The sequence below is a fragment of the Mesorhizobium sp. M4A.F.Ca.ET.020.02.1.1 genome (genome assembly GCF_004022645.1).
GTDB lineage: Bacteria > Pseudomonadota > Alphaproteobacteria > Rhizobiales > Rhizobiaceae > Mesorhizobium.
Window position 1 is genome coordinate 1 of sequence record NZ_RZOI01000220.1, and the last position, 8,168, is coordinate 8,168.

General features: G+C 64.3%; 7 protein-coding genes and 1 pseudogene. 5 read left to right on the forward strand and 3 right to left on the reverse strand.

The features are described from left to right. Positions 1-600, reverse strand: a pseudogene (locus EN742_RS15700) (efflux transporter periplasmic adaptor subunit); the annotation flags it as partial. Between the two features lie 146 nt (positions 601-746). Here EN742_RS15700 and EN742_RS15705 point away from each other — a divergent pair. Together EN742_RS15705 and EN742_RS15710 are read left to right on the forward strand one after the other, a co-directional pair. Continuing rightward, positions 747-1,280 (forward strand): TetR/AcrR family transcriptional regulator, encoded by a 534-nt coding sequence (locus EN742_RS15705; protein ID WP_126058025.1) that lies wholly within the window; start codon positions 747-749, stop codon positions 1,278-1,280. Positions 1,281-1,416: 136 nt separating this feature from the next. Beyond that, complete coding sequence (locus EN742_RS15710; protein WP_126058026.1) at positions 1,417-3,018, forward strand: inorganic phosphate transporter; 1,602 nt, start codon at positions 1,417-1,419, stop codon at positions 3,016-3,018. Between the two features lie 262 nt (positions 3,019-3,280). On the opposite strand, the gene EN742_RS15715 is transcribed toward EN742_RS15710, so the two are convergent. Both EN742_RS15715 and EN742_RS15720 read right to left on the reverse strand, forming a co-directional pair. After that, positions 3,281-4,441 (reverse strand): patatin-like phospholipase family protein, encoded by a 1,161-nt coding sequence (locus EN742_RS15715; protein WP_127405966.1) that lies wholly within the window; start codon positions 4,439-4,441, stop codon positions 3,281-3,283. Beyond that, positions 4,434-5,222: an acetoacetate decarboxylase gene (locus EN742_RS15720; protein WP_126058028.1), complete on the reverse strand. Its 789-nt coding sequence runs from the start codon at positions 5,220-5,222 to the stop codon at positions 4,434-4,436. The genes EN742_RS15715 and EN742_RS15720 overlap by 8 nt, the downstream gene beginning before the upstream one ends. Positions 5,223-5,446: 224 nt before the next feature. On the opposite strand from EN742_RS15720, the gene EN742_RS15725 reads away from it, so the two are divergent. The 3 genes from EN742_RS15725 to chrA form a co-directional block, all read left to right on the forward strand. Next, the gene (locus EN742_RS15725; RefSeq protein ID WP_126058029.1) at positions 5,447-6,235 is read left to right on the forward strand and encodes a 3-hydroxybutyrate dehydrogenase; all 789 of its coding nucleotides are present in this window, start codon (positions 5,447-5,449) and stop codon (positions 6,233-6,235) included. A gap of 159 nt (positions 6,236-6,394) precedes the next feature. Next, positions 6,395-7,213 carry a sulfurtransferase/chromate resistance protein gene (locus EN742_RS15730; protein WP_126058030.1) on the forward strand — a complete coding sequence of 273 codons (819 nt, stop codon included), beginning with the start codon at positions 6,395-6,397 and terminating at the stop codon, positions 7,211-7,213. Further along, the coding region (gene chrA, locus EN742_RS15735) for a chromate efflux transporter (RefSeq protein WP_148670118.1) at positions 7,210-8,168 on the forward strand (959 nt) is incomplete at its 3' end. The genes EN742_RS15730 and chrA, both read left to right, overlap by 4 nt.

Consider the following 8,168-nt stretch of genomic DNA (forward strand, 5'->3'; position numbering starts at 1 on the left):
GTCCTGCAGGGTCACCACCGAGGATCCGGTGGCGAGATACTGACCGAGGTCGATCTTGGGGATGCCGACAGTGCCGGCGAAGGGAGCGGTCAGCTGCTTCTGGTCGAGCACCGCCTGCAGCTTGTTGACCTGCGAGGCGGATGCCGACGCGGTCGCCCGCGCGGTGTCGAGCGTGGCGTCGGTGCCGACGCCGCGCCGCTGCAATTCGACGGCGCGTTCGAGCGCCGTCTGGTCAGAGACGTTCTGTGCTTTCGCCGCCGCGAGATCGGCGCGCTCGACGGCATCGTCGAGCTGCAGCAGCACGGCGTTGTCGGCTACCTTCTGGTTGGCGTGGAACATGATGCTCTTGACGATGCCGGCTGTTTCGACGGTGAGGTCGACGCCGCGCACGGCATTGACGGTGCCGATCGCCTCGACGCCCGGCGTCCACTCGGACGGCTTCACGATGACCGTCGAAACGGTCGCTGCCGGCGGCTTCATGGTGGCGAAATACTGCTTGATCGCGCTGTCACGAAACAGGTTGAAGGCGACAATTCCGCCGCACACCACAATGAGCAGAAGCAATATTCCGACGATGATGAAGAAGCGCTTCACGAACAGTCCCCCTCGGCCGGCGTCCGGCAATAGTCGTCGAACAGCGGGACACATATCGACGTCAGGTCCCGTTTTCAAATGATGGCGATCTTACTGTACCGTCTGGACGGTGTTGTCAATTCCGCCTAGGCTAATGTAAGGGGGATGCACCGATGAAAACCCGCAGAGCAAATTCGCGTGACAGGATACTCGCCGCCGCCGCCGACGTGGCGCGCGAGACGGGTCCGGGCAGCCTGTCGCTGGACGCCGTCGCCAGCCGCGCCGGCGTGTCGAAGGGCGGCCTGCTCTACAATTTCCCGACCAAAGCCAAGTTGATGCAGAGCCTGGTGGAGGATTATCTCAAGGCATTCGAGCAGGCGATGGAAGCCCGCACCGCCGTGGCTGGTCATGAAAGCGCGCTCGCGGCCTATATCAAGCTCTCGGCCGACGAATGCGAGGAGCCGCAGCCGTCGGCGTCCTGGATATTTTCCGCCATCGCCGAGGATCCCGAATTCCTGACGCCGATCAAATCGTTCAAGCGGCAGCTGTTCGAGCGGCTCAAGGGGGAGACGAACGACCTCAGCGCGCTGTTGGTCTGCTTCCTCGCCATCGAGGGCATGCGCAGCATGAATCTCTTCGATTCCGACGTGCTCTCGAAGGATGAGCGGCAGCTGCTGACCTCGTCGCTGCTGGAGATCGCCGGATAGGGGCCTAGCGCCGGCATTTGACTGGCGTTTTGAAATGCCCTCCCTGCCGAGCCCGGTATCCCGCCCGTCACACCAGCTTCATCGACCGGACATAGCCTCACCTGTGGTTGTGCCGAAGTGCGAACGGGAGTGGGACATGGTGGACATTGTTTCGAGCGAAGCGGGCATTCCAAGGCCAGATCATCCACTCAATCAAACCGGCGGCGCCAAGTGGTTCCTGCCGGCCTTCGGAGTGATCGTGCTCGCCGGCGTCATCTATGTCGCCTACGCACTCAGCCAGGATCTCGCCATAGCCAAGACGGTGCCGTGGATCCTGCTCGGCATCGCCTTGCTGATTGCGCTGGGCTTCGAGTTCGTCAACGGCTTCCACGACACCGCCAATGCCGTGGCGACGGTCATCTATACCCGCTCCCTGCCGGCCGAGTTCGCCGTCATGTGGTCGGGCGTCTTCAATTTCCTCGGCGTTCTCACCTCCAGCGGCGCGGTTGCCTTCGGCATCCTGTCGCTGCTGCCGGTCGAGCTCATCCTGCAGGTCGGCTCCTCGTCAGGCTTCGCCATGGTGTTCGCGCTGCTGGTCGCCGCGATCCTGTGGAACCTCGGCACCTGGTTCCTCGGCCTGCCGGCCTCAAGTTCGCACACCATGGTGGGGTCGATCATCGGCGTCGGCCTCGCCAACCAGTTCATGGCGCCGGCCGGCAGCGCCACCAGTGGCGTCGACTGGTCACAAGCGACCAATGTCGGCACCACGCTGCTGGTCTCGCCAATCATCGGCTTCTTCGCCGCGGCAATCCTGCTCTATGCGATGAAACTGCTTGTGCGCAATCCGGCGCTCTATGAGGCGCCGAAGGGCAACACCCCGCCGCCGTGGTGGATCCGCGCGCTGCTGATCTTCACCTGCACCGGCGTCAGTTTCGCCCATGGCTCGAATGACGGCCAGAAGGGGATGGGCCTGATCATGCTGATCCTGATCGGCGTGGTGCCGACGGCCTATGCGCTCAACCGCACCCCGGACATCAACTATCTCGAAGCCTACAAGTCGGCTTCGGTGAGCGTCGAACAGGCACTGGGCAAGTACGTCAAGCCGGGCATCACCGTCCCCGATGCCAAGGTGGCCGTCCAGGACGCCGTGCGCACCAGGACCTGGAACGACCAAACCACGGTGGCGCTGCAGACATATATTCACAACACCACGGCTTCGCTGCAGCCCTACGCTTCGATCGAAAAGGTGCCGACCGATCTGGTCGGCAACGCCCGCAACGACATCTATCTGATCGGCGAGGCGCTCAAACTGATCGACAAAAAGAAGCTGCTGCCGATGGAGGCCGCCGATCTCAAGGCGGTAACCGACTATCACAAGGCGGTCGACAACGCGACGAAGTTCATTCCGCTTTGGGTGAAGATCGCTGTGGCGCTGGCGCTCGGGCTGGGCACCATGGTCGGCTGGAAGCGCATCGTCGTGACGGTCGGCGAGAAGATCGGCAAGAGCCATCTGACCTATGGCCAGGGCGCCGCAGCGGAGCTGGTGGCGATGGTCACGATCGGCATGGCCGACCGCCTCGGCCTGCCGGTGTCGACCACCCATGTGCTGTCGTCGGGCGTTGCCGGCACCATGGCGGCGAACGGCTCGGGGCTGCAATGGTCGACCGTGCGCAACCTGCTGCTTGCCTGGGTGCTGACGCTGCCCTGCTCGATCGCGCTCGCCTTCGTGCTGTTCATCATTTTCCGCCAGGTGTTCTGAGCGGCCAAGTTCTCAAATAAAAGGCAGCGCCGGTCGCAGCCGCTGCCTTTTTCTTTGTGGCTGTTCCATGGCTGTTTCGAGGCGCCGGCGGGACAGCACCCTCCTCTGGCCTGCCGGCCATCTCCCCGCAAGGGGGAGATCAGCGGCTTCAGCGCGGACCTCCATTGTTGCAATGCCGGAGATTAGCGAAAGCCGAACAGAGGGGGTGTGAGGGAACTCGACGGGGGTGCCGTATGGACAGGCCGCGATCTTTCGCCGGCGGCTAAGTCGGATCCTCGCGGTGGAGATCGTGGATGGTGACGCCCTCGGCATTGGTCGGCAGCGTCAGCCACTGGCGGTGGCGCAGTGTGCGCTCGGTGTCCTCCAGCCCCATCTCCCAATGTTCGCGCATCGAGGTGCCGGAGAACTCGTAGTCCTTGGCGTGGCCCTCGTAGCCCTTGTGCTGGTAGATCAGGTGGACGATGTTGACGACGCCGGCGTCGGAATAATCGGCGATCAGGTCCCTCTCACCCTCCTTCAGCAGTTCGGGGGGAACGCGCTTCAGCGCGTCGAGCAGCTTCATCTTCAGCGCATGGATGCGCTGGAAATTGTCGGTGTTCTGGCGCGTGCGGCTGGAATACATGATGTCCTTGTGGCGCGACAGCACGTCGGCCATGCCGCGCGGCAAGGCGCCACGCGCGCTGAACAGGTCGACCTGGAACACCAGCGAGGAGCGGTCTTCTTCCTGGTCGAGCAGATATTGCAGCGGCGTGTTGGAGACGATGCCGCCGTCCCAGTAATATTCACCCTCGATGCGGATCGAGGGGAAAGCCGGCGGCAGCGCGCCGCTCGCCATGATGTGCTCCGGGCCGATGCGCACCTTGTCGGTGTCGAAATAGACGAAGTTGCCGGTCCTGACATTGACCGCGCCGACGCTCAGCCGCTTCCTGCCGTCGTTGAGGATGTCGAAGTCGATCAGGCTTTCCAGCGTGTCCTTGAGCTCGGCGGTGTTGTAGAAGCTGGTCGCGCCCTCGGCGCCCGGCTGCTCGAACCAGGGATTGGGCGAGCGAGGCTTGAAGAAGCCGGGCTGGCCCATCATCATCGTCATCCACGAAGAGGTGCGGTTGCGGATGTCGCGATAGATGTCGCCCTCTGGCGTATAGGCCCAGATCTTGCGCCCGGAGATCGTCTGCCAGAACTGCTCCAGCCGCTCCAGCCTACGGCTCGGCTCGTTGCCGGCGATGATCGAGGCGTTGATGGCGCCGATCGACACGCCGGAGAGCCAGGTCGGCTCGCAGCCGGCATCGGACAGCGCCTGGTAGACTCCAGCCTGATAGGCGCCGAGCGCGCCGCCGCCCTGGAACACCAGGGCGATGCGGTCATACTGCGCCGTTATTTCCTCGATCGAGGCGGCGACCGCCTTGTTTCGGGTGCGTTCAAGCACGGGCCTTCTCCGGCTGGGTTGCGTTCGCCCAGGAATGGCCGCGGTCGGCGAGATAGTCATGGACGACTTCGCCCAGCCCAAGCGTAAGGTCGGCGGTGAAGTGGACGGCCGACACGATGTCCAGCACCGGCAGCTTCGCCACGTCGGCCATGACATGAGGGCGAAGGTCGAGCGCGGCCGGCGCCGTCCAGGCCTCCTTCAGCGTCACGTCGGTAAGGTAGTAGCGAACCAGCTCGCAGATGCGCGGCGTGCCGTCGACATGCGGGATGATCTTGCTGAGGAAGTTGGGCGCGGCGAGCGAGGCGAGCACCTGGTCGTGGTCGGCCTCCTGGTGCTTGTAACCCATCGTGCTGGTGGCGCATAGGACGCTGCCATAGTGCAAGGTGCCGACAACCACCTCGCCCTCATGCACGATCTTGGGGCTGGCGAGCTTCTTCGGGAAACCCCAGAGCTCGCGGCCGCCGGCGATCGGCGCATCGTCGTCGAGATACATGGAATGGACATAGCCGCCGTGCTGGCCCTTGTAGCGCACGGGGATGACCTGGCCGGTCTCGGTATAGTCGCCGAAGCCGGTCGAATCCGGCATGCGGATGAACTCGTACTTGACCAGCGGCTCGTCGATCTCCAGCGGCGCCGGCACGACCGCCTCCAGCGCCTCGCGTGTCGTGCGGTAGGTGATGATGATGTATTCGCGGTCGAAGAAACGGTAAGGCCCGGGCGGGAATGATGGATTGGTGAGCGGCATCGCATAGGCGCGCTTCACGACGTCGTCGATTTTCAAGCTATTTACCCATCGGTTGCAGGAATAATACGCTCGAAACGCGCAGGAGGACTATGTTGCACGGCACCATGACAGTGCCATGTCATCGACCTTGAGGCCAGCACGCAGTCTCCTTTACAGCATCACAACATTGTAATCGCACCACATATGGTCATGACATTGTTATGTTGCGGCGCACAAACTATGTGCGGAAATATCCCCTTCAATCCTGTCGCGAGATCATCATGGGTTCCCTTTCCTCGAAGAACGCCCTCGTCACCGGCTCTACCAGCGGTATCGGCCTGGCAATCGCCCGCGCCTTTGCCGCCGAGGGCGCCAATGTCACCATCAACGGCCTCGGTGACGCAGCTGATATCGAGCAGGAGCGCGCCGGCATCGAGAAGGATTTCGGCGTCAAGTGCCGCTATTCCGATGCCAACATGATGGACGGCGCGGCCGTCAGCGCCATGGTGCGCGAGGCCGATGCGGCTTTCGGCAGCCTCGACATCCTGGTCAACAATGCCGGCATCCAGCATGTCGCGCCGATCGACGAGTTTCCCGACGACAGATGGGAAGCGATCATCCGCATCAACCTGCTGGCGGCCTTCTACGCCATCAAGGCGGCACTTCCCGGCATGAAGGCGCGCAAATGGGGCCGTGTCATCAACACGGCTTCCGCGCATGCGCTGGTCGCCTCGCCGTTCAAGTCGGCCTATGTCTCGGCCAAGCACGGGATTGCGGGCCTGACCAAGACGGTGGCGCTCGAAGTCGCCCAGGCAGGCATCACCGTCAACGCCATCGCGCCCGGCTATGTCTGGACGCCGCTGGTCGAAAAGCAGATCCCCGACACGATGAAGGCGCGCGGCATGACCGAGGAGCAGGTCAAGCACGACGTGCTGCTCGCCGCGCAGCCGACCAAGGAATTTGTCACCGTGGACGAGCTCGCCGCGCTGGCGCTGTTCCTGTGCTCGGACGCGGCCAAGCAGATCACCGGCACCACCCTGCCGATGGATGGCGGCTGGACGGCGCAGTAAGCGTCGCAAACCGCCGCGGGTATCGCTCGCGGAAGCTCATTCCTTGACAAGGGCGAGGGATCGTTCCAGCATCCTAGGCAAGGGGTTCCCCGCGACGACCCCGTGAGGCGTCAGCCCAACGTTCGCGTCCAAACTCTCTTTGTTCTGGAGGTGGACGCCATGCCGTCAACAACCGAAATCACCGTACAGCAACTTTCCCGTCTCGCCGGCCTGCCGGATGCGCCCGTCCTCGTCGACGTGCGCGTCGAGGAGGATTATCAAGCCGATCCGCGCCTGCTGCCGGCATCCAGCCGGCGCGATTTCAGGACCGTCCCGACCTGGGCGGCGGAGTTCACCGGCTCCAGGGTCGTCGTCATCTGCCAGAAGGGCCAAAAACTCTCGCAAGGCGTCGCCGCGTGGCTGCGCCATGAAGGGATAGCGGCGGAATCGCTGGAAGGTGGCTTCGAGGCCTGGGCGGCGGCCAAGGCGCCGCTGGTCACGGCCAGCGCGATTCCGCCCCGTGACGACAAGGGCCGCACGGTCTGGGTGACGCGGGCGCGGCCCAAGGTCGACCGCATCGCCTGCCCATGGCTGATCCGCCGCTTCGTCGATCCCAATGCGGTGTTCCTGTTCGTCGATGCGGCCGAGGTGCCGGCGGTGGCCGACCGCTTTGCGGCGGTTCCCTTCGACATCGACAATGTGTTCTGGAGCCATCGCGGCGAGCGCTGCACCTTCGACACGATGATCGAGGAATTCGGGCTGCGCTCGGAGGCCCTCGATCGCCTGGCCTTGATCGTGCGCGCCGCCGATACGGCACGGCTCGACATGGTGCCGCAAGCGGCGGGCTTCCTTGCCGCATCGCTTGGCCTGTCACGCATGTTCCGCGACGATCTCGAGCAGCTCGAGGCGGGCATGCTCATCTACGATTCCTTCTTCAGATGGTGCCGCGACGCCACCGAGGAAACGCACAACTGGCCGAGCGGGAGCAAGCCGTTATGAACGACCTCATGGCGGGCAACGATGCCGAGACCGCCCGTGTGCCGCCGGCGCCGAGTTTCAGGGAGGCGGTGCGGCTGTGGGCCAGGATCGGGCTGCTCTCCTTCGGCGGGCCGGCCGGGCAGATCGCCCTGATGCACAAGGAACTGGTCGAGGAGCGCCGCTGGATTGGCGAGCAGCGTTTCCTGCATGCGCTCAATTATTGCATGCTCCTGCCTGGTCCCGAGGCGCAGCAGCTTGCCGTCTATGTCGGCTGGCTGCTGCACCGGACCGCCGGCGGTCTCGTCGCAGGCATCCTGTTCGTGCTGCCGGGGGCGCTGGTGATGCTCGGCCTCAGCAGCTTCTACATGCTCTACAATGATGCGCCGGTCATCGAGGCGCTGTTTTTCGGCGTCAAGGCGGCGGTGCTGGCGGTGGTGGTCGAGGCCGTCATCCGCATCGGCAAGCGGGCGCTCAAGAACCGGGTGATGGTGGCGATCGCGGTCGCCGCCTTCCTCGCCATCTATGTCGTCAAGCTGCCGTTCCCGCTGATCATCCTGCTGGCCGGACTGGCTGGCTGGGTCGGCAACCGCGTCGCGCCGGCCCTGTTTTCCGGGTCGGCGCATGGCAAGAGTGGCGTTGCCGACGACAGCAAGGGCGCCGTCGACCTGATGTTCGAGCGCGGCGAACTCGAGCACACCAGGCCGACGAAGTGGCACGCGCCGCGCACCATCGCCATCTGGCTGCCGATCTGGCTCGGGCCGGTGGCGCTGATCGCGGCGCTGACCGGACCGGCCAGCGTCTGGTCGCAACTAGGCAGCTTCTTCAGCGTCATGGCGGTCGTCACCTTCGGGGGCGCCTATGCGGTTCTCGCCTATGTCGCGCAAGCGGCGGTGTCGTCGTTCGGCTGGCTGGCGCCCGGCGAAATGGTCGATGGGCTCGGCCTTGCCGAGACGACGCGCGGGCCGCTCATCCTGGT